This is a genomic window from Rhizobium phaseoli (genome assembly GCF_003985125.1).
In the GTDB taxonomy this organism is placed as follows: Bacteria; Pseudomonadota; Alphaproteobacteria; order Rhizobiales; family Rhizobiaceae; genus Rhizobium; species Rhizobium phaseoli.
This window is the reverse complement of sequence record NZ_ML133605.1, coordinates 1-19,069: the sequence shown is the minus strand read 5'-3', so window position 1 is coordinate 19,069 and position 19,069 is coordinate 1. Positions and strand designations below refer to the sequence as shown.

The window sequence follows — 19,069 nt, the reverse complement described above, 5'->3', positions numbered from 1 at the left end:
CATGACAGCCCACGACCGCAATCCGATCCTCCGTCTCTACGGCGCGCCGCGTGCTGTTATCCGATCGCGTGTCTCAGCCCGCGCCCAACAGATGCCTGCGTCTTCGGAGCAGGACGACCCGGCAAAAATCGGCAATTCGATGGTGAGTTTGATCTGCCTCAAAGACCACAAGCAGACGAGCCGATAGTTTCAGCTCCTGTGGAGGACGTCCCAGCGGTTTCTCCGCCGCTGTCCTCCGGCCACGCCCTTACTCTGGGGCGTGGCCTTTTCGCTTCTGCACGGTCGTTCTTGATCTGCATCAAGGAACGGATGCGCCACGGCTGGGAAAAGAGTGGTGAAAATCGGACAGGTCCTATGAATCTCTATACCCGCCCTAATCTAAATGACATTGACCACGTTCGCGTCGAACCGGTCAACGCCCGGCGCAACCGCCAGCCTCTCTATGCGCCGCGCAAGAAGATCTTTCCGAAACGAGCCGAAGGGCCCTTTCGCCGGTTCAAATGGGTCTTGATGCTGCTCACGCTTGGCACCTATTACCTCGCGCCGTGGATTCGCTGGGACCGCGGTCCCTATGCGCCCAATCAGTCAATCCTCGTCGACCTCGCCTCGCGGCGCTTCTTCTTTTTCTTCATCGAGATCTGGCCGCAGGAATTCTACTATGTGGCGGGCCTGCTCGTCATGGCGGGCTTCGGCCTCTTTCTCCTCACCGCCGCTGTCGGCCGCGCCTGGTGTGGCTATGCCTGTCCGCAGACCGTCTGGGTCGATCTCTTTCTCGTCGTCGAACGCGCTGTCGAAGGCGACCGAAACGCTCGGATGAAGCTCGATGCCGACCCCTTCACTTTCGACAAGCTCAGGAAGCGGGTGATCAAGCACGCGATCTGGCTGCTGATCGCCGTCGCCACGGGCGGAGCATGGATCTTCTATTTTGCCGACGCGCCGAGCCTGGCGGCTTCACTGTTTGACGGCAGCGCTCCTGCCGCGGCGTATGCCACGATCGCCACCCTGACCGCGACGACCTATGTGCTTGGCGGCCTCATGCGCGAACAGACATGCACCTATATGTGTCCGTGGCCGCGCATTCAGGGCGCGATGCTTGATGAGAATTCGCTTGTTGTCACCTACAACGACTGGCGGGGCGAGCAGCGGTCGCGCCATGGCAAGAAGGCTCAGGGTCTGCCGGTGGGCGATTGCGTGGACTGCAATGCCTGCGTCGCCGTCTGCCCGATGGGGATCGACATCCGCGACGGCCAGCAGATGGAATGCATCACATGCGCCCTCTGCATCGACGCCTGTGGCGGCGTCATGGACAAGCTCGGAAAGCCACACGGCCTGATCGCCTATGCGACGCTCAAGGAATATTCGAGCAACATGTCGCTTGCTACTGACGGAGGACGGACAGCCATCCAGCCCTCCAATGTCCGAAACGACGACGGAAGCTTCATGCCAGCTGTCCGGAATTTCGACTGGCGCATCATCTTCCGCCGAAGAATCGTCTTCTACGGTGTCGTCTGGGCATCGATCGGCATCGCCATGGTCGTCCATCTCACCTTCCGCGATCGGCTCAGGCTCAACGTTATCCACGACCGGAACCCTCAATATGTTCTGGAAAGCGACGGCTCCATCCGAAACGGCTACACGCTGCGTGTCCTCAACATGGTGCCGAAGCCGCGGGACGTGACCATCACCCTCGTCGGGCTGGAGGGGGGCACAATGCGCATTCCCGAGTTCGGCAGGCAGGATGCCCGCAGCTTCACCGCTCACGTCGAACCCGACGCCGCCACGACGCTCAAGGTCTTCGTCACGCGCGCCCCAGACGGGGCAGAGATCAACGAATTCCTCTTCGTCATCGAAGATATAGGTCAAGACGCAGGTCAAGCCGACCGGGCGAGCTATCGCGCGGCGTTCAACGCGCCGGGAGACGTGAAATGAAGACTTCTACTCAGGGCTTTACCGGCTTGCACGTGCTGCTTGCCACCTCGGCATTCTTCGCCGTAGTGATCGCCGTAAACGCCACCATGGCCTTCTATGCTGCGTCCAGCTGGAGTGGCATCGTCGTGGAAAACACCTATGTGGCCAGCCAGGAATTCAACACCAGGGCGGCAGCGATGAAGGCAATGGCCGCCTCCGGCGTCGAGGGCGCGCTCGTCGTTAAGGGCAGCCAAATCCGTTACGACATCCACGACAAGGCCGGCACGCCTGCGATCATCGATGATGTCACGCTGAACTTCAAACGGCCCGTCGGCGATCATGAGGATTTCCGCGTGACCCTCCGGAAGACGGGCGAAGGGCGGTTCGAAGCCGATCACCAGGTTGTCGCCGGCGACTGGATCGTCGAGGCCATATCGAGAATGAACGGGGCGGTCGTCATGCATGAGGCCAAACGCTTCGACACCACGGAGTTCCGCCAATGACCTGCTGCTCGATGGATGCGGAAAGCGTTCTCGGCCTCAGCGCGACATCCGCCAGCGCCGAGGAGGTATGCCTTGCAAGCCACCCGCTCGGGGCTGGGTTACGCCAGGTCGACCTCAGCGTGCCCGACGTCCACTGTGGCGGCTGCATATTGACCCTCGAAAAAGCGCTGTCGGCGCTTGCGTTCGTCAGGAAAGCCCGGGTCAATCTCACCGCCAGGCGTGTCACCTGCGTCTATCAGGAAGAGATCGAGGCGAAGGCGACCGATCCCTCCGAAATCCTCGCCGCGATCACCTTGGCCGGATACCGCGCCCATCTCATCACGTCGACAGCACCCGAAACCGACAGGATCCGGAACCAGCTACTGCTGGCGATTGGAGTTTCCGGCTTTGCGGCCGCCAACATCATGATGCTCTCGGTGTCGGTATGGTCGGGCGCCGATGCGGCCACGCGCGACATGTTTCACTGGATCTCGGCGATGATCGCGGCGCCGGCGCTGGTTTATGGTGGACGCTTCTTCTTCAAATCGGCCTGGAGCGGGCTCAAGCGTAGGCGCACCAACATGGATGTTCCGATCTCGCTTGCAGTGACGCTGTCCTATGCGGTCTCCCTATGGGAAACCATGCACCATGGCGAACATGCCTGGTTCGACGCGTCGGTGTCTCTGCTGTTCTTCCTGCTGATCGGCAGAACCCTCGATCATGTAATGCGGGAAAAAGCCCGCGCCGCGATCAACGGGCTTGCCAGACTGGCGCCGCGCGGGGCGCAGCTGATGATGCCGGACGGGTCGCGGCACTACATCCCGGTCGAAGAGATCGCCGTCGGGGATAACATCGCGATTGCCGCCGGCCGACGCATTCCCGTCGATGGCATGATCGTCAGCGGCGAGAGCGATGTTGACCTCTCCATCGTCACCGGTGAAAGCAGCACGGTCGCCGTCGCCGCAGGCAGCGCGCTGAATTCGGGTGCGATGAACCTGACCGGTTCGCTCGTCCTGCGGGCGACCAAAGTGGCAAGGGATTCGCTTCTTTCCGAGATCATCGGCCTGATGGAAGCGGCCGAGGGCGGCAGGGCTCGTTATCGCCGGGTCGCCGATCGCGCCGCAGCACTTTATTCTCCCGCCGTGCACCTGTTGGCGCTGGCCTCCTTTCTCGCCTGGGGCTTGCTTGGGGGCGATTGGAAACAGGCCATGCTGGTCGCGGTCGCGGTGCTGATCATCACATGCCCCTGCGCATTGGGCCTTGCTGTACCGGTGGTCCAGGTGGTCGCCGCCGGCGAACTTTTCCGCAGGGGCATCGTGGTGAAGGACGGTTCGGCGCTCGAAAGACTGGCCGACGCGGACATGGTGGCCTTCGACAAGACCGGCACCCTGACGATGGGCCGGCCCCGCCTCGTCCGAAGCGACGCGATCGCGGGCAATAGCGCCATCGTTTGCGCAATGGCGGCGCATTCACGGCATCCGCTTTCCCAGGGTCTGGTGCGGGACATAGACATCTCTTACCCCTTCGCCTTCGACAGGGTCACGGAAATCGCCGGCGGGGGGCTGGAAGCCTGGAAAGGAGCGGACTTCTATCGGCTCGGCAACCGGGCCTTTGCCTGCGGAACCGGGCTCACGCCCGCGGGCGATACTCCGTTTTCGGAGGTGGTCCTGTCGAAAAACGGCGTCGATCTCGCCCGTTTCCTGTTTGACGACACGCTTCGTCCGGGCGCCGCGGAGGCTTTCCGCCAGCTCGCTGCAGCCGGTATAGAAACGCTGATAGTATCCGGAGACAGGCAGGCCGTCGTCGACAACACAGCGCGGGCTCTCGGTATCGGCAAAGCTCTGGGCGACCTGGGGCCGAAACAGAAGGTCGAGGAACTCCAGAGGCTGGGCGCCGAGGGCTATCGCGTGCTCATGGTCGGCGACGGGATCAACGACGCACCGGCGCTGGCCGCCGCGCAGGTCTCGATGGCGCCCGCAACCGCATCCGACGTCGGCAGGCAAGCCGCCGACCTTATCTTCTTCAACGATCGTCTCGATGCCGTTCCTGAGGCAATCGCCGTTGCACGAAGATCCGCCAGCCTCATTCGCCAGAACTTTGCTCTCGCCATCGGTTACAACGTGCTTGCGGTACCGATCGCAATCGCCGGCGGGGCAACGCCGCTGATAGCGGCGGTGGCCATGTCGACTTCGTCGATCGTCGTCGTGACGAATGCGCTGCGATTAAATGCCTTCGGCCTATGGAGCGAGCCGCTTGCCGGCGGACGTGCGGAAGTTGAAACCACATGAACATGCTGATCTATCTGATGCCGATCGCAATGCTGATGGGGGGAATGGGTCTCCTGGCGTTCCTCTGGTCGCTGACGAACCGCCAGTACGACGACCTTGAAGGAGCAGCTTGGCGAATCCTCGTCGAGGACGAAACCGATTGCAAAAGACCTTGAACCGCTCACGGCCGAAACGAAAGGAAGATCGATGCTATCGAGACATCCCATACTTTTGCGATCTGACCTGTTTCACGGCCTGGACAAAGCAAGGATAGAAGAACTGGCCGACACGGCTCAGTTCCAGAGCTTCGCACCGGACGAGCGGATCATCGCCGAGGGCCAGCAGGCGTCGTTCGTCTATTGCGTGATGCGCGGCTTCGTGCGACTTTCGAAGTCGGAATCCGCGGGGCGCCAGGCAGATATCTGCATCTGCGAACCGGGCGAGACGTTCGGTGAATATCTCCTGTCGGGAGGCGGCTCCTACACCTACAGCGCATGGTCCGCCGACGGCGCAGAGGTCGCGTTGTTCGACCTTGTGGAGTTGCGGGCGCTTGCCGACCGGGACCCCGTCATGCGTCGCAACGTCATGCGCATCATGGCCCGGCATCTGCTCGGTGCCATGGATTGCATAGCGGGAGACCGGCTGCACACGGCTGCACAGCGTGTTGCGAATTACCTCGTCAGCCGCTGCCCGGCCTCAGCATCGCAGGCCACCTTTCGCCTGCCTTACCGGAAGAGAATTCTGGCCGGCAAACTCGGGGTTGCGCCCGAAGCCCTTTCGCGGGCTTTCGCTGCCCTCGGTCCTGCAGGGGTCGAAGTCAGAGGCAGGGTCGTCGTGGTCGACAGCGTCGATCTGCTGCGGAAGGCGTGCTGACCTCGGGGCAGGGCGATAACCGCGCCGGAATTCAACAACCGTCAATATGGCGATCGCTTGCTCCGTTATGGCCAGGCGCAAAAATGCACCAGGACGGATTGTTTTTGTCATCTCGACTGTCTTCATCGCTTGCTTCAGGCCTTGTCCGCATCAACGGTGGCGCTGACGACACATGCGGATACCATTGGACTGGCGGGCTTATAGGGAAGTGCAGACGAACGGGCGCAACGAGCACCAACATGCGACGGAGAGCGTCTGGCGCTATTCTTCGAGGAGCAGGGCCGTCGCGAGGTAACCCATGCTGATGGTGCTTGCGAAGAGGTAGATGAACAGGCCCTGCGCGAGATAATCCTCAAGCGTGCCTGCCGCGGCAAATCCATTTTGCCGAACGAAGAAGCCCACGGCGGATCCAATTGCGAACCCCGTCGCCAACCGCGTGAGCATGAACCTGATCATGCGAGGCATGGCACCACCTCAGACTTAATCATTACAAATGGCCGGGCAACGGGAATGATGGCTGGCCAATTGAGTTTTGTCAACGACTGGCGCAAGCCGTCATCCAAGCAGCGGCGGGAGCCGGAGACTACAACAGTGCATCTTCTGTTTTTCGCAGCCGGCGTTATCACGCCTGCGAATGCGTCGAGGCTGAGTGAGTTGCGAGTTGCAAGGACGATGCGCGCTAAGGACCTAGCGCGGCGGCGGCTTCTGTGGTCGCGCGGTTTGCCAGACGTGTCGGGATGCGGGAATAAAGAACGGCACCGGCCACGCCCACGACCGCATAGAGCACGAACATCAGCTTGATGGCGATCTGTCGACCAAGCCCGACGAACGCCCTCGCATCAGGCAGGGCGTCGGCTAAGGCGCCGACGAAGCTGTGGCGCGCGAACGTCCTCGTCCCATCGGAATCGCCAAAGTGCGAGCTTGCTATGCCAATGATGCGGGTCGAGCGCGCGGTGCCGTTTCCATTCACCGAAGGCGCCCAATAGCTACCCTTCACAACAATGATTCGGCAAGCCTTTGGACGCGCGAGACGCTAGGAGAAGATGCGCCCCGACCTTGTCTCGTCGGGTGCTGCGCCCACATCGCGATCCAGTGAACACCTCTCCTCAATCCTGCGAGGGCGCCGAGAATTTGTTCAGCGGAGTGCCGGTCCATCAAGCCAGCTCATGCTCGGACGATTCATCAGTCAAGATCAAGCGAGTCGGATTTTTCAAGTCGAACTCAATAACACGTGGCACGAAGAGACGGGCATAGCGCGTAAAGGCGCTGGTCGGCGGAAAGCGAATTACCGTATCGCATCGGGCGAGAAGGTACATCTCTGTAAGAGCAGAGATACCACCGTCCACTCCCAGCGATGCACTGTGTAATGGCCCGGCCTGGGCCGCCTGGAAGCATTTCGGGATAGTGATTAGATCGGGGAACACACCGAGTAAATGGTCCCGTACCTGCGCGCTGTCCGTACACAAGAAAACCATCACAGGGCGTCGATGCGGTAGCGCTTTGGCCTTCTCGATGGCAGTGCACACCTGGCGTAAGGCCAACTCCGGATCGGCCCAGTAGGGCGTATGGTCCATTATATCTTCGCCATTGCCATGCCGTACGTGCACACCGATGATACTGCGCCCCTTGAAGTGCTCCTGATAGATGGCGTGAATACGAGCCTGAATTTCAGGTCTAAGGTTGAGGCTCTGAAATATCTGGCGTTCGGCAGCTTGGTCGCACCGCCACATTAAACAGGCATCACAGACTACCGTGTTGGCATCAGTATCGTCCTGGGCTTGAAGAAGCTCGGTCAGTTCGTCACGTTCCCGGAAAATTTGCTCATCGGGGCGGTAAACGCTCTCGATTGAGGGCTTGTTCCACCATGATGGGAAGAACGGTCCCGGAAATGAGAACTGGTTGATCTGGTCATCGCAAATAACCCGTACGCCAGCAATATCTTGAATCGGCTCGAAGAACACCGTAAAAGCGTTCGTGAAGGGTTGATTGAGATAGCAGGAGCCACGCCAATCGATGGCCAGCGTCCGCCCCGTTCGCTGTGCATAGCGCCAAGCTGCCGCCAGCGACCAGAGACAATCACCGAAACCAGTCCGCCGTCGAGAAACAACATACCGATCCCTCTTCAGGTCGCCAGCGAGCATGTTCGTTGCCTTGTTCTGGAAAAGCGCATCGGCTTAAATCCTGCTGAAATTTTGCATATCAATTCCCGGACCTGCATCAACGCTCGTGATTCCCGCCAATTTTATGCATGACCCTTCGTCGCACAGATTTACCATTTTACGCCAGACTGGAAGTTGCGGCGCCATACGCCTTTTCAGTCCGGGCATTGAAGCCGCCGCATAGCCCTCCGTCATCGTTCAGTCGTTTATCTCGCACCCGATCCAACCCATCGGCATCGCACTTGGCTCGGAGCGAGAGGCCGGAGCTTACGTTGCGGTACGGCTCATGTTGGCGCGCTTCGCCGATTCATCGAGGGTGGCGCCGATCTAGCCAATTCCCGTCCTTTCCCGCTACCTGATCTCTATTTCATGCGTCTTCTGGAGCATCCTGGGGAATCCGTAAAATCGATTGTTTGGATAATCTCCATCCGCTTGATGGATAAGTGTGGCCACCATTGCGTCACGGCTGCCACCGTGGCGGCGATGCTGGCGAGTCTCACAACTGCGGCTCGCTGGACAAGCAGTCGATGATCGTGCCGCGGCCCAGGTTGTTGATTCAGACGAGCTCGGTTACCTCCACTTGGAGGCCCATCGCGCCCGTTTGTTTTCCAAATGTGTTCCGCGCTACGACAACAGCTCGATCCATAGTCGCGTGGTCGTCACAGCATTATTGGACCGCCTGCTTTCACCTCTCGACGGTGGTCACCATCCGGGCGACAGTTATCGGCTTAGCCAAAAGCGACGCTCCGACCGTCTGCGGAAGATTGGGGCCAGTGCTCGGATCTAACGAAACGCAAACCGATGGGGTCCGTTCTTCAATTCGGCAAGTGGGACTAGTTCCTCGAGTCGTTTGACAGCCATAGCCGATCAATTCTATCCGGCGCTTTCAGGCTTCCGGAAGGTTTCAATCTGCTCCGGAGCTTTACCCAGAGTAGGTTAGAAAGCCGCCAATGCCGAGCCATGATAAGTTCGTCAAGGGAGCGACGACGGAAATCCGGCGTCAGCCACGACAACAGGCTCGGTCCGTTAGCAGGAACTGTGGCTCGAATTTTATCTATGGCGTGGATGGGTATCATCCAAACAATCGATTTTACGAATTGAATGGCATGATCCATTAGACGAGCATCTTGACGGAAATCAAGTCGTCGATGGCGCGCCAGTGGTGTAGAGGGGTCAAATGTGTGGCTTTGGAATGTAATGCTAGCATAAGCGTTCGATCAGCCCATTGCATCATCTTGCAATCGTCGATAGGTCGGGGTTCGCGACCAATCGTCACTTTGATCGCAAGATCGATCGTTTTGGCAAATCGGCAAAGATTATGAGGCCTTTGCATGCGATTTACGTGCGTTGGGAACCGTTGCGGAAAAGGAATCGCAACTCCGACCATGTCGAGGGAATTTACATTCGCACTCGGTACAGTCCGCAACGAGCCGCGTATTGACAGATTCAAACGAGGCGGTCTGGTGACCGCTATTTTGGGAAACGGCGTACGCTACACGCTGCCACACGCGCGTTTCGACCTGCGTCCACGCGCGGCGTCATCATCCTACCTTTGGGCGGCCGGTCTCCGAATGGCCACCAGGATAATTTACCGGAAAGGACGAGAGCAATGACGCACCTCGATTGCTCGTGCGAAGTGCACGGTGAGCGCGATGACGGCACTGGTCGTCACAGCGTTTATTTGACGTTCGACGACGGTCCGCATCCATTTTGTACACCGGAGATTCTCGATATTCTGGCTGAACACCGGGTGCCGGCAACATTCTTCGTCATCGGCGAGTTCCTGGCCGATCAATCGAAATTGATCCAGCGAATGATTGCAGAGGGGCATGAAGTCGCCAACCACACAATGACGCATCCAGACCTGTCTGACTGCGAACCCGACGAGGTGCAACGTCAGATACTCGAGACAAACAGAGCCATAAAAATGGCGTCGCCTCAGGCGGTGGTGCGGCACATCCGAGCTCCTTACGGCATCTGGACCGAAGAAGTGCTCAAGGCTTCGGCGAATGCGGAACTCACTGCCGTGCACTGGTCGGTAGATCCGCGAGACTGGTCTCTTCCCGGGGCCGACGCCATTGTTAATGATGTGCTGCAGTCTGTCCGGCCGGGGTCAATCGTGCTCTTGCACGACGGTTGTCCCTCCAGTGAAATGCAGCAAGGAGCTGACCACAGTCTGCGCCACCAGACTATCATGGCGTTATCTAGCATAATTCCAGCTTTGCATGATCGCGGCTTTGTATTTCGCTCGCTTCCTCGGGAGTTCTGAAGATCCGATGGATATGCTTGACACAACCAGCACTGTCGCCGTCTCGCTTTATGCACTTCTCTCGACTGCATATAAAAGCATGCAGGCCGTTTATTCTCTGCCGACCGATGTTTCATTGGCGTCCCACGGCTTGGGCGGCTTTGACGAGCTGCCCAGCGTAGATGTCATCGTGCCAAGCTTCAACGAGGATCCCCGCACGCTTTCGGAGTGCCTGGCTTCTATTGCGGGTCAGGAATACGGGGGAAGGCTGCAGGTTTACCTAGTTGATGACGGTTCCGAAAATCGCGAGGCTTTGCGACTTGTGCACGAGGCCTTCGCGCGAGACCCCAGATTCAATATTCTCCTGCTTCCCCAGAATGTCGGCAAACGGAAGGCACAGATCGCTGCGATACGCCGCTCTGCTGGAGATATGGTGTTAAACGTCGACTCCGACACGATCCTCGCATCTGATGTCATCAGGAAGCTCGTGCCTAAAATGCAAGATGCGGCTGTCGGCGCGGCCATGGGACAGTTGACGGCTCGCAACCGAAACGACAGTTGGCTGACCCGTTTGATCGACATGGAGTACTGGCTGGCTTGCAACGAGGAGCGTGCGGCACAAGCTCGCTTCGGTGCCGTTATGTGCTGCTGCGGTCCATGTGTTATGTACCGTCGCTCTGCGCTCGCTTCGCTGCTTGACCAGTACGAGTCACAGTATTTTCGGGGAAAGCCAAGCGATTTCGGTGAGGATCGGCATCTCACCATTCTCATGCTGAAGGCAGGCTTTCGAACAGAGTACGTGCCGAGCGCCATCGCAGCGACAGTCGTTCCGAACAAGCTAGGACCGTATCTGCGCCAACAACTACGCTGGGCGCGGAGCACGTTCCGGGACACGTTGCTTGGGCTGCGCCTGCTGCCCAACCTCAATCGCTTCCTTACGCTCGACGTCGTCGGACAGAACCTCGGACCGCTGCTTCTGGCACTATCAGTGCTGACGGGACTCGCACAGCTTGCATTGACGGGCACCGCGCCTTGGTTGGCAGCCCTGATGATTGTGGCCATGACGATGATCCGCTGCAGCGTTGTAGCGCTTCGGGCCCGCCAACTACGGTTCCTCGGATTCTCTCTGCATACATTCATCAATATTTTTCTGCTACTGCCCTTGAAAGCCTACGCGCTGTGCACGCTGAGCAATAGCGACTGGCTGTCGCGCAGCTCTGCTGGCAACTCGAATCAACATCCGACGGCTGATGCACGCACTACAGAATGTTCTGGACATGCGACAGCGCCTCGAAGGCTCAAGCCCGCCCGCCATCCTGCCAGGCGAACGACGTCTGACTGCATGTGCAGCGACGAGTAAGATCTATTTACCGAGGTGAACGAGTTGACACAGAGCGACAATTATCAATTGCTGAATCGGGAACTGGCTGCACCCGATCCATGGGGACTCGACGCCAATCCATTCGAGCGTGAGCGTCACACGCAAATGCTCCGCTTGGCGCTTGCCCAGGGATCCATCTCAAGTGCGCTCGAAGTGGGATGCGCTGCCGGCGCATTTACGGTGCAGCTAGCCCCCCACTGCAAACGGCTCACCGTGATCGATGTTGTGCCTCAGGCTATAGAAAGATCGCGTCGACGCATAAGGGGTTCTCCGCACATCAGCTGGATAGTCTCTGATGTTCAACAGTTTTCACCTGACGAGAGGTTTGATCTGATCGTTGTGGCGGAAGTGCTCTACTACATCGGAGGAATAGCCGAGATGAGAGGGGCTGTTCGGAATTTAGTGCGGATGCTTGCGCCAGATGGATATCTGGTTTTCGGATCGGCGCGCGACGCCAACTGTCGTCGCTGGGGCCACGTTGCTGGTGCTGAGACGATCCTCGGCATGCTGAACGAAACTTTGCTCGAGGTAGAGCGGCTTGAGTGTCGGGGTGAGTCGGTCAACGAAGATTGCTTGCTCGCCTGTTTCCGAAATCCGTTTTCTGCCTCCTAACGGCTCAACCCTCGACGTTCAGACATGGAGACACTATGCGCATCTGTGGTATCAAATTGACCCATGACGGAGCGGACGCGCTTGTCGAGAATGGGTGGCTCGCCTTCTGCGTCGAGCAGGAGAAGCGGGGCAGCAACCCGCGATATGAAACTGTCGACAATCTCGACGCGATTGGCGCCGCTTTGGCGCAACACGGTCCGGATCCACGCGTTCTTGATCAAATCATCATCGACGGCTGGGGTGCAATGCTGAAAGTTCTCTCGAATCCGTCGAGGGCTCCGGTCTCGTTCCAATGACAGGGCATTTCCCTGCAAGAACTATCCTCGTGATAGGTGCCGCGCGGCCACCGCAGCCCGTGGCTCCGCCTCGTGGCGCCGATCTGCCTGGAGGACCCGTGCGCCTTATATAGTCAGCCCTCGAACTCCGGATTGCGAAATGTTGTTTAACCATCAGACCCGGATGAGATGCCAGGACAGAATTCCGGCTGTTGTCCATCTCGATGAATCTGCACGATTTCAGACCATCCCAGGCACTCTCTCCGTGAAGGCGCCGAGCTACTCTTCGAATGTAACAAGCTCAGGGACATTCGGCTGCTCTGCAACACGAGTGCCAATTACCACGGACGAGGCGTTTTCCCGGATTCTGCTGCAGCCCTTTAATGGAGACGCAATGAACACATACGGTGCGATGGACCAGGAAGAACCCAACCAACCGAAGAAATGCCGGTCAACGGCGCCCGACGGTCAGATGAGCGCATGTTCATGACCGCAATAGATTTTTCCGACGTAAGTAAGACATATGGCGACAAGGCCGTGGTCAGCGCGCTATCGTTCCGCGTTTCCCCGGGGGAATGCTTCGGGCTGCTTGGACCGAACGGCGCGGGCAAGAGCACGATCGCACGCATGATCCTTGGCATGACAGCCCCTGATGCGGGGAAGATTACCGTGCTCGGCGTGCCGGTGCCTGCCCAGGCTCGCTTGGCGCGAAAGGGTATCGGCGTGGTGCCGCAATTCGACAACCTTGAGCCTGAATTCACTGTGCGCGAGAATCTGCTGGTCTACAGCCGCTACTTCGGCATGAATACACGCAAAGTCGAGGCGGTCATGTCGTCGCTCCTTGAGTTTGCACGCCTAGAGAGCAAGGTGAATGCGCGTGTGTCTGAACTTTCAGGCGGCATGAAGCGGCGCCTGACGCTAGCGCGTGCGTTGATCAATGACCCGCAGCTACTTGTCATGGACGAGCCGACCACCGGTCTCGACCCGCACGCGCGCCACCTGATCTGGGAGCGCCTGCGTTCCCTGCTTACGCGCGGCAAAACGATCATCTTGACCACCCATTTCATGGAAGAAGCCGAACGGTTATGCGATCGACTCTGCGTACTCGAAGGAGGTCGCAGCATTGCCGAAGGGCGTCCGCATGACCTGATCGATGAACTGATCGGGTGCGAAGTCATTGAGATCTACGGCGGCGATCCGCATGAGTTGGAATCGCTGGTCGGGCCATATGCCGATCGCATCGAAATTAGCGGCGAGACCCTTTTTTGCTATGTGTCCGACCCGGAGCAGGTGCGTGTGCGGTTACGGCAGCGCGCGGGCTTGCGCATTCTGCAGCGTCCGCCGAATCTTGAGGATGTATTTTTGCGGTTGACCGGGCGCGAGATGGAGAAGTGAACGATGGATGAAGGTTGTGCTGCGGCTCTGCCCGCCAACGCTTTTAACTGGATTGCGATATGGCGACGCAACTATCTGGCATGGAAGAAAGTAGCACTTGCGTCAATTGTTGGAAGTCTGGCCGATCCTATGATCTACCTGTTTGGCCTCGGCCTTGGCCTCGGAATTATTGTGGGTCGCGTTGACGGCACAACCTACGTTGCATTCTTGGCGGGCGGCATGGTGGCGACAAGCGCGATGACGTCTGCGACGTTCGAGACGATTTACGCGGCCTTTACGCGAATGCACGCCCAACGCACCTGGGAAGCCATGCTCTACACACAAATGACACTTGGGGACATCATCCTGGGTGAGTTGGCATGGGCAGCGAGCAAGGCATTTCTTGCCGGTACGGGAATCATAATCGTCGCCACCGTGCTAGGCTATGCGACGTGGCCATCAGTCGTCTATGTGCTGCCAATTATCATGCTCACTGGATTTGCATTCGCGAGCCTTGCGATGGTAGTCACGGCGCTTGCGCCCAGTTACGAGTATTTCATTTTTTACCAGACGCTCGTCCTCACACCAATGCTGTTCTTGTGCGGCGCGGTGTTTCCAATCACGCAACTGCCCCAGACTTTTCAGCAGGTAGCGCAGTTCTTGCCTCTAGCGCATGCGATCGACCTCATACGCCCGGCAATGCTTGGGCGCCCCGCGAGCAGCATGGGCCTGCATATAGGCGCGCTTTGCATCTACGCGCTTTTGCCGTTCTTCCTGTCGGCAGCGCTGTTGCGTCGGCGCCTGATGTCTTGACGCCACTCGCCACCACGCCAGGAGGGGTATTGCGATGCAGTGTCTTGAAAAGACCCGCAGAGCTCTGAAGATAATCATCATAGTCCGGGAACAAACGAACCCATGTCGGCGCCGGCGAGACGATGCAGGTTTTTCGCTCTGCAACTGGCCGAACTCGGAAGCAAACACCCTTCAGGAAGATCCGGCGTGTATCAGGAGAAAAGCAAATGAAGGTCATCTCAATCGCTACGGCGCTCTTTGCTCTGGCGTGTCCCGCGAACGCGTTCGAAAACAAAGCGGTCGCGGCTACGCTTATCTTAAGGACCGATCGTACGATTGCCGGTCAGCCCATCATCGTTCCACGGAAGGATGTCGAGGTCATCGCTTCGATTTATGAGATTGCGCCCGGTGCGACGTTACCAATTCATCAGCATCGCTATCAGCGCTATGGCTATGTGCTTTCGGGGGAGATCACGGTCACCAATACAGAATCTGGGAAAGAAAGCATTTTCACGGCAGGGGATTTTATCGTCGAGTCCTGGGGCATATGGCATAAAGGGGCGAACAACGGCACCGAGCCGGTAAAGCTGCTCGTGATCGATCAGGTGGAAAAGGGCAGTGAGAATGTTCTGCCGCAAAAATAAAGACGTTGAGGTATTACCGGAGGGCAATCTGGCGCCACGGCTCGGATGTGGTGAACCCGTCCCATATTAGGGGTTGGTTTGCCGCTCCTTGCTAATGTCGATTGGAGCTGCGTGAACCTTCGACTTGCGTCGTCGACAAACTGTCGAGGAGGTTGTTTCATTGGTCGGCTGAACGGCGGGCGTAGGAGAGCATCTGTCCAGTTCCTCCATACTTGGTCGTCAGTCAGCGCGGCTGTTGGGCCAGCGGCGACAGGATCATCGATCATCCGTGAGACTGTAGCGGCGGCGTTTCAAAGAGGCTCCTCATTCCGACGCCATGAATCACGCCGAACGACAAAACCACGAAAGAATGCTAGGAAATCCTGAGACGTCTCATTACCTCATGGGGCGAAGGCATGCGGGATGCTTCCTGGCATAGCACGTCCCGCATCCAGAGGCTTGCCTGATCACTATTGTGAAGCGCGGGCCATTGGAGGGCCTGTGTGAACGCGGGCAAAGGTAGCGGAAGGTCAGCGATCCGCAGGGGTATTGTCTTTTCGAGCTGCTTGACCAGGCGTAAGGGCATTGTCGCTATGCGCTCGGTCCCTGAAAGCATGAACGGAACCATGCTGAAGCCCTGCACGACTACTTCGACATGTCTCTTAAGCCCGTGCCCAAGCAAACACCATTCCTCGATGGAAGCAGCGTTCCCAAACTTCACCACAACGTGCCCCATCGACATATACCTCTCGAGTGTAAGTTGCTCCGAGAGTAGCTTGTTCGAGCGGCAGCCCACGCACACGAGGGTCTCCTCGAATAACGCCACCTTAGGATGTGCGCGCGACATGAGCAATTCCGGAAAGATGAGAAAATCGGCGTCACCGCGCCGCAAGTAATCATCGTAGTTATCGGCGATCGGCAGCAACTCGAAGCTGACGGCGGGCGCTTCTCGGGCGACACGCGTCACGACCTTTTCAAAAAAAACGAGTGCGGCGTAATCGGAAAGAATGACTCTGAAGCAGCGATCCGATTGAGCAGGGCAAAACGGATCCCAGGATATGATCGAAACCTGGATGTGAAGCAGAGCCTCGCGGACCGAAGGCGCGAGCCGCTCCGCACGCGGGGTTGGAACGAGTTCGCGACCGACCATGGTAAAAAGGTCGTCATTGAAATAGGTGCGTAACCTGCCGACGGCCGCGCTCATGGCCGGTTGGCTCAAGTTGATGCTGCGCGCTGCCGCCGTGAGATTACGCTCGGTCATCAAGGCGTCGAGTGCGACGAGGAGATTCAGATCAAGGCCCTTGAACCGCATGTCTTCATCCATAGCGAGGTGGCGAGATAAAAGGTGAAAAGGCTTGGTCTCGCAGTGTGCGCCGCCACGAGAGATCAGCAAGCAAAGGGTCGCCTAAAATTGAGAAAGTATCGATGTTCCAGCCGCCGTGGCTTTGATGGTCTTACTGCTACCTTCAACCGACACGATTCAGTGGTGCCTGATCATTCTGGCGAGTAGCAGTGTTTTCCGCGGATAAAGGTTTCGGTCTGCGACGTCGATCACTTCGGCGCCTTCAATATGTACTTCGGGGGGTAAGACGCACTCGTAGCACTCACCTTCTTCGGCAGGAGTATCTTGGCAATTGAAGTCTTGAGTGTGCTCCGCTGAATGGGCTTTGTCAGCACCATTCAGGTTTGCGCGGGGGTCACTTGCCGCCGGGCCACAATCTTGGTTACGATCATCTGCTGCAAGTGACGGCCCGGCCCGCAATGTCAATGCGAGCAACGCTGCAACGATGACGTAGTAACCAATAACCTTCATGAGACGTTTCCTTTCTTCGACTAAGGCCAGGCGATACCAGGTAGGATTGATGCCATTCCCGCCGCCAGTGCTTCGGGGCTACAGGCGTTGTTGGATTGGTTGAGAGCCTTTCAACGGATCATACCCGGTGGAGTGGAGACGGCCGTCTATGGAGCATCCGCGAAAATTGGTGAAATCTATTGTTTAAATGCGAGTCATCCATTTGATGCATGTAGACGACGTCTTGCCTGCCCGAGCCAACAAGTGTCGCCAAACCCACTGTTTTCAGGGGCGCCTTTTCACCCAGTCCTTCTATCCTCAGTGGGCTTGCGCATGTCGTTGCCGCCATCCCCTTCATCCGGGATAGCAAAGGGCGCCGCGTGCGGGAGGGACACCCCTGCGTCTCCCGTCAGGCTACGACATTTTGTTCGATCGGCTGCCTTGTATGGAGAAGACCGGATTCCTGACGTTTCAGTGTCATCGTTTGCAATGAGATAGAGGTAATGGCCGCAAGCCGGCTGGGTCGACCACGTTTAGCTTCCATCGCGGAACGTCGCCATTAGCTTTCGACGTTCATTTCGAATGATCGTAGCGTGATGAACAAGTCGGTCTACCGCGGCAAGCGTCATGGCCGGGTCCGGAAAGACGAGGTTCCATTCTCCAAAGGGCTGATTGGCGGTGATGATGATGGACCGCCGCTCATATCTTGGGAGATGAGTTCGAAGAGCACGCGGGTTTCGGCCTGGTCCTGGTGACGTAGGCCAGGTCGTCGAGGATAAGCAGATCGAACTTGTCGAGCTTTGCGACGGCGGATTCGATCTGGAGTTCACGCCGTGCGACCTGCAGTTTCTGGACGAGGTCGGTCGTGCGAGTGAACAGCACCCGCCAACCGTTCTCGATCAGCGCGAGGTCGAGGGCCGCGGCGAGATGGCTCTTTCCGCCGCCCGGCGGACCGAACATGAGGATATTGGCACCTTTCGCGACCCAGCTGTCGCAGCGGCAATGGCCATGACCTGGGCCTTGGAGACCATAGGGACTGCATCAAAATCAAAGCTGTCGAGCGTCTTTTCCGGTGGCAGGTTTCGCCTGGGCAAAATACGCCGACGCTTTGCGCAGAATCTCGTTGGCCTGACGAAGCTCGCGGCTCTCCCGCTCAAGAGCATTCATATTCTCGGCGACATCGTTCGGCCGGCCTGCTCGCTTACCGCTATCGACCTCGGTCTTCTTCACCCATTCGTGCAGCGTGCGTGGCCGGCGAGCAGCCGATCTTGGCCGCGATAGATGAAACGGCAGCCCACCGCGCGGGGTGCTCGGCTTCGTGATCCAGCACCATGCGGATGGCACGCTCACGGACTTCAGGCGAGAATTTGTTCGTTGTCTTGCTCATATCGGCTCCAATCTCTCATGAGTTGAAGCCTCCGGCAAACTCGGCGCGGTTCTTGAATCCCAAAAAGGGAACCGGCTATAGGCTTGTGTTTTTAAGCAAAACGTCACCCTCCACTCCTAGGTCCTGTTGACAAAGTCAGCAGTGATAATGCGATAAGATGGCTCCTAACGGAGGATTTGATGTCTGGAGCTGATCGGGAAATACGACTTCGACTTAGTGTGCAACGCGCCTTGCTCGGGGCCGTATCATCGACGCTCGCCGCCGTTACGTGTGGCTGGAGTGGCAACGAGATTGTCCTCGAATTCTTGGTCGATCCCGATTTCAGCGATGATGACCGCGAACGCATGGAGGTAGTCGCATCCGAGGTCATCTCGGATTTCGGTTATGAAACAATAATGACTGTCTTCACATCCCCACCATCGGATGGACCGAAGGTTCCGGTTGATAGGCGATGGTGGGCTTACAGGCGATTTGAGCCATTGCTGGGCTAAAGGCGTTCCATGAAGTGCGGCAGCCAGATTTTTGCGGCGGCCAGCAAAAGGAACGCTTCGAAGGAAGTTCGGGTCTTGTCGTAACGGGTGGCAATCCGTCGGAACTGTTTGAGCCGGTTGAACATTCGTTCGATGCGGTTGCGGTCTTTATAAACTTTGAAGTCGCAGGAAGGCGGGTCTTTCCGGTTCGCTTTTGGCGGAATCACGGGCCGAATGCCGTGGATCAGCAACTCTTCGCGGGCGGAGTCGCCGTCGTAGCCCTTGTCAGCAAGGAATGATTTAGAGCGTATCTGGATTTAGTTGAATCGGAAGGGATTCCGTTTTTGGCTGTTTTGTGATTCAAGATGCTGGCTGGAGTGGAGGCCAGCATCGGATGACTCGACCTCTTTCAAATGATCTTCGCAA

19 protein-coding genes and 3 pseudogenes are annotated in these 19,069 nt (G+C 58.0%); 14 read left to right on the top strand and 8 right to left on the bottom strand.

Translation table 11 applies throughout. From position 1 onward, the window contains the following. Position 1: 1 nt before the first annotated feature. The 6 genes from EFD56_RS31075 (at position 2) to EFD56_RS31050 (ending at position 5,530) form a co-directional block, all read left to right on the top strand. On the top strand, positions 2-187 hold the full coding sequence (locus EFD56_RS31075) for a hypothetical protein (protein WP_008536470.1): 186 nt from the start codon (positions 2-4) through the stop codon (positions 185-187). 167 nt (positions 188-354) lie between these two features. Then, positions 355-1,929 carry a cytochrome c oxidase accessory protein CcoG gene (gene ccoG, locus EFD56_RS31070; RefSeq protein ID WP_126907059.1) on the top strand — a complete coding sequence of 525 codons (1,575 nt, stop codon included), beginning with the start codon at positions 355-357 and terminating at the stop codon, positions 1,927-1,929. Next, positions 1,926-2,411 (top strand): FixH family protein, encoded by a 486-nt coding sequence (locus EFD56_RS31065; RefSeq protein ID WP_008536472.1) that lies wholly within the window; start codon positions 1,926-1,928, stop codon positions 2,409-2,411. The genes ccoG and EFD56_RS31065 overlap by 4 nt, the downstream gene beginning before the upstream one ends. Next, the gene (locus EFD56_RS31060) at positions 2,408-4,678 is read left to right on the top strand and encodes a cation-translocating P-type ATPase (RefSeq protein ID WP_037145534.1); all 2,271 of its coding nucleotides are present in this window, start codon (positions 2,408-2,410) and stop codon (positions 4,676-4,678) included. Before EFD56_RS31065 ends, EFD56_RS31060 begins: the two co-directional genes overlap by 4 nt. Then, entirely contained in the window at positions 4,675-4,833 is a 159-nt protein-coding gene (ccoS, locus tag EFD56_RS31055) for a cbb3-type cytochrome oxidase assembly protein CcoS (RefSeq protein ID WP_008536474.1), read from the top strand. Before EFD56_RS31060 ends, ccoS begins: the two co-directional genes overlap by 4 nt. A gap of 31 nt (positions 4,834-4,864) precedes the next feature. After that, positions 4,865-5,530 carry a Crp/Fnr family transcriptional regulator gene (locus tag EFD56_RS31050; RefSeq protein ID WP_008536475.1) on the top strand — a complete coding sequence of 222 codons (666 nt, stop codon included), beginning with the start codon at positions 4,865-4,867 and terminating at the stop codon, positions 5,528-5,530. A gap of 261 nt (positions 5,531-5,791) precedes the next feature. On the opposite strand, the gene EFD56_RS31045 is transcribed toward EFD56_RS31050, so the two are convergent. The 3 genes from EFD56_RS31045 to EFD56_RS31035 all read right to left on the bottom strand — a co-directional run bounded on the left by EFD56_RS31045 (position 5,792) and on the right by EFD56_RS31035 (position 7,671). After that, positions 5,792-5,995: a hypothetical protein gene (locus EFD56_RS31045; protein WP_008536476.1), complete on the bottom strand. Its 204-nt coding sequence runs from the start codon at positions 5,993-5,995 to the stop codon at positions 5,792-5,794. A 214-nt stretch (positions 5,996-6,209) separates the two neighbouring features. Further along, entirely contained in the window at positions 6,210-6,527 is a 318-nt protein-coding gene (locus EFD56_RS31040; protein WP_008536477.1) for a hypothetical protein, read from the bottom strand. 157 nt (positions 6,528-6,684) lie between these two features. Further along, complete coding sequence (locus EFD56_RS31035) at positions 6,685-7,671, bottom strand: nodulation protein NodZ (protein WP_037145536.1); 987 nt, start codon at positions 7,669-7,671, stop codon at positions 6,685-6,687. 1,627 nt (positions 7,672-9,298) lie between these two features. Here EFD56_RS31035 and nodB point away from each other — a divergent pair. The 7 genes from nodB (at position 9,299) to EFD56_RS31000 (ending at position 15,015) form a co-directional block, all read left to right on the top strand. Continuing rightward, the gene (gene nodB / locus EFD56_RS31030; RefSeq protein WP_011053465.1) at positions 9,299-9,958 is read left to right on the top strand and encodes a chitooligosaccharide deacetylase NodB; all 660 of its coding nucleotides are present in this window, start codon (positions 9,299-9,301) and stop codon (positions 9,956-9,958) included. 7 nt (positions 9,959-9,965) lie between these two features. Beyond that, a complete protein-coding gene (gene nodC, locus EFD56_RS31025) occupies positions 9,966-11,297 on the top strand; it encodes a chitooligosaccharide synthase NodC (protein WP_011053464.1) in 1,332 nt (443 codons plus the stop codon). 15 nt (positions 11,298-11,312) lie between these two features. Beyond that, positions 11,313-11,930 carry a nodulation methyltransferase NodS gene (nodS, locus tag EFD56_RS31020; RefSeq protein WP_011053463.1) on the top strand — a complete coding sequence of 206 codons (618 nt, stop codon included), beginning with the start codon at positions 11,313-11,315 and terminating at the stop codon, positions 11,928-11,930. Between the two features lie 35 nt (positions 11,931-11,965). Then, entirely contained in the window at positions 11,966-12,226 is a 261-nt protein-coding gene (locus tag EFD56_RS31015; RefSeq protein WP_029875593.1) for a carbamoyltransferase N-terminal domain-containing protein, read from the top strand. Positions 12,227-12,649: 423 nt separating this feature from the next. Then, positions 12,650-13,600 (top strand): nodulation factor ABC transporter ATP-binding protein NodI, encoded by a 951-nt coding sequence (gene nodI, locus EFD56_RS31010; protein WP_016737487.1) that lies wholly within the window; start codon positions 12,650-12,652, stop codon positions 13,598-13,600. A 3-nt stretch (positions 13,601-13,603) separates the two neighbouring features. Beyond that, positions 13,604-14,392, top strand: a complete 789-nt coding sequence (locus tag EFD56_RS31005; RefSeq protein WP_011053461.1) for an ABC transporter permease — start codon at positions 13,604-13,606, stop codon at positions 14,390-14,392. 206 nt (positions 14,393-14,598) lie between these two features. Then, complete coding sequence (locus EFD56_RS31000; RefSeq protein WP_010020624.1) at positions 14,599-15,015, top strand: cupin domain-containing protein; 417 nt, start codon at positions 14,599-14,601, stop codon at positions 15,013-15,015. Between the two features lie 352 nt (positions 15,016-15,367). On the opposite strand, the gene nodD1 is transcribed toward EFD56_RS31000, so the two are convergent. The 4 genes and pseudogenes from nodD1 to EFD56_RS30980 all read right to left on the bottom strand — a co-directional run. Then, positions 15,368-16,306, bottom strand: a complete 939-nt coding sequence (gene nodD1 / locus EFD56_RS30995) for a transcriptional regulator NodD1 (protein WP_029532439.1) — start codon at positions 16,304-16,306, stop codon at positions 15,368-15,370. 168 nt (positions 16,307-16,474) lie between these two features. Beyond that, a complete protein-coding gene (gene nolE, locus EFD56_RS30990) occupies positions 16,475-16,807 on the bottom strand; it encodes a nodulation protein NolE (protein WP_010022281.1) in 333 nt (110 codons plus the stop codon). A 388-nt stretch (positions 16,808-17,195) separates the two neighbouring features. Continuing rightward, positions 17,196-17,871, bottom strand: a pseudogene (gene istB, locus EFD56_RS30985) (IS21-like element helper ATPase IstB); the annotation flags it as partial. Between the two features lie 7 nt (positions 17,872-17,878). Then, positions 17,879-18,173 (bottom strand): annotated as a pseudogene (locus EFD56_RS30980) (transposase); the annotation flags it as partial. Between the two features lie 179 nt (positions 18,174-18,352). Between EFD56_RS30980 and EFD56_RS33810 the strand changes: the two are divergent. Then, positions 18,353-18,664 (top strand): MafI2 family immunity protein, encoded by a 312-nt coding sequence (locus EFD56_RS33810; RefSeq protein ID WP_011053458.1) that lies wholly within the window; start codon positions 18,353-18,355, stop codon positions 18,662-18,664. Here EFD56_RS33810 and EFD56_RS30970 read toward each other — a convergent pair. Continuing rightward, positions 18,661-18,951, bottom strand: a pseudogene (locus EFD56_RS30970) (transposase); the annotation flags it as partial. The gene EFD56_RS33810 and the pseudogene EFD56_RS30970 sit on opposite strands and share 4 nt — an antisense overlap. Positions 18,952-19,069 lie beyond the last annotated feature (118 nt).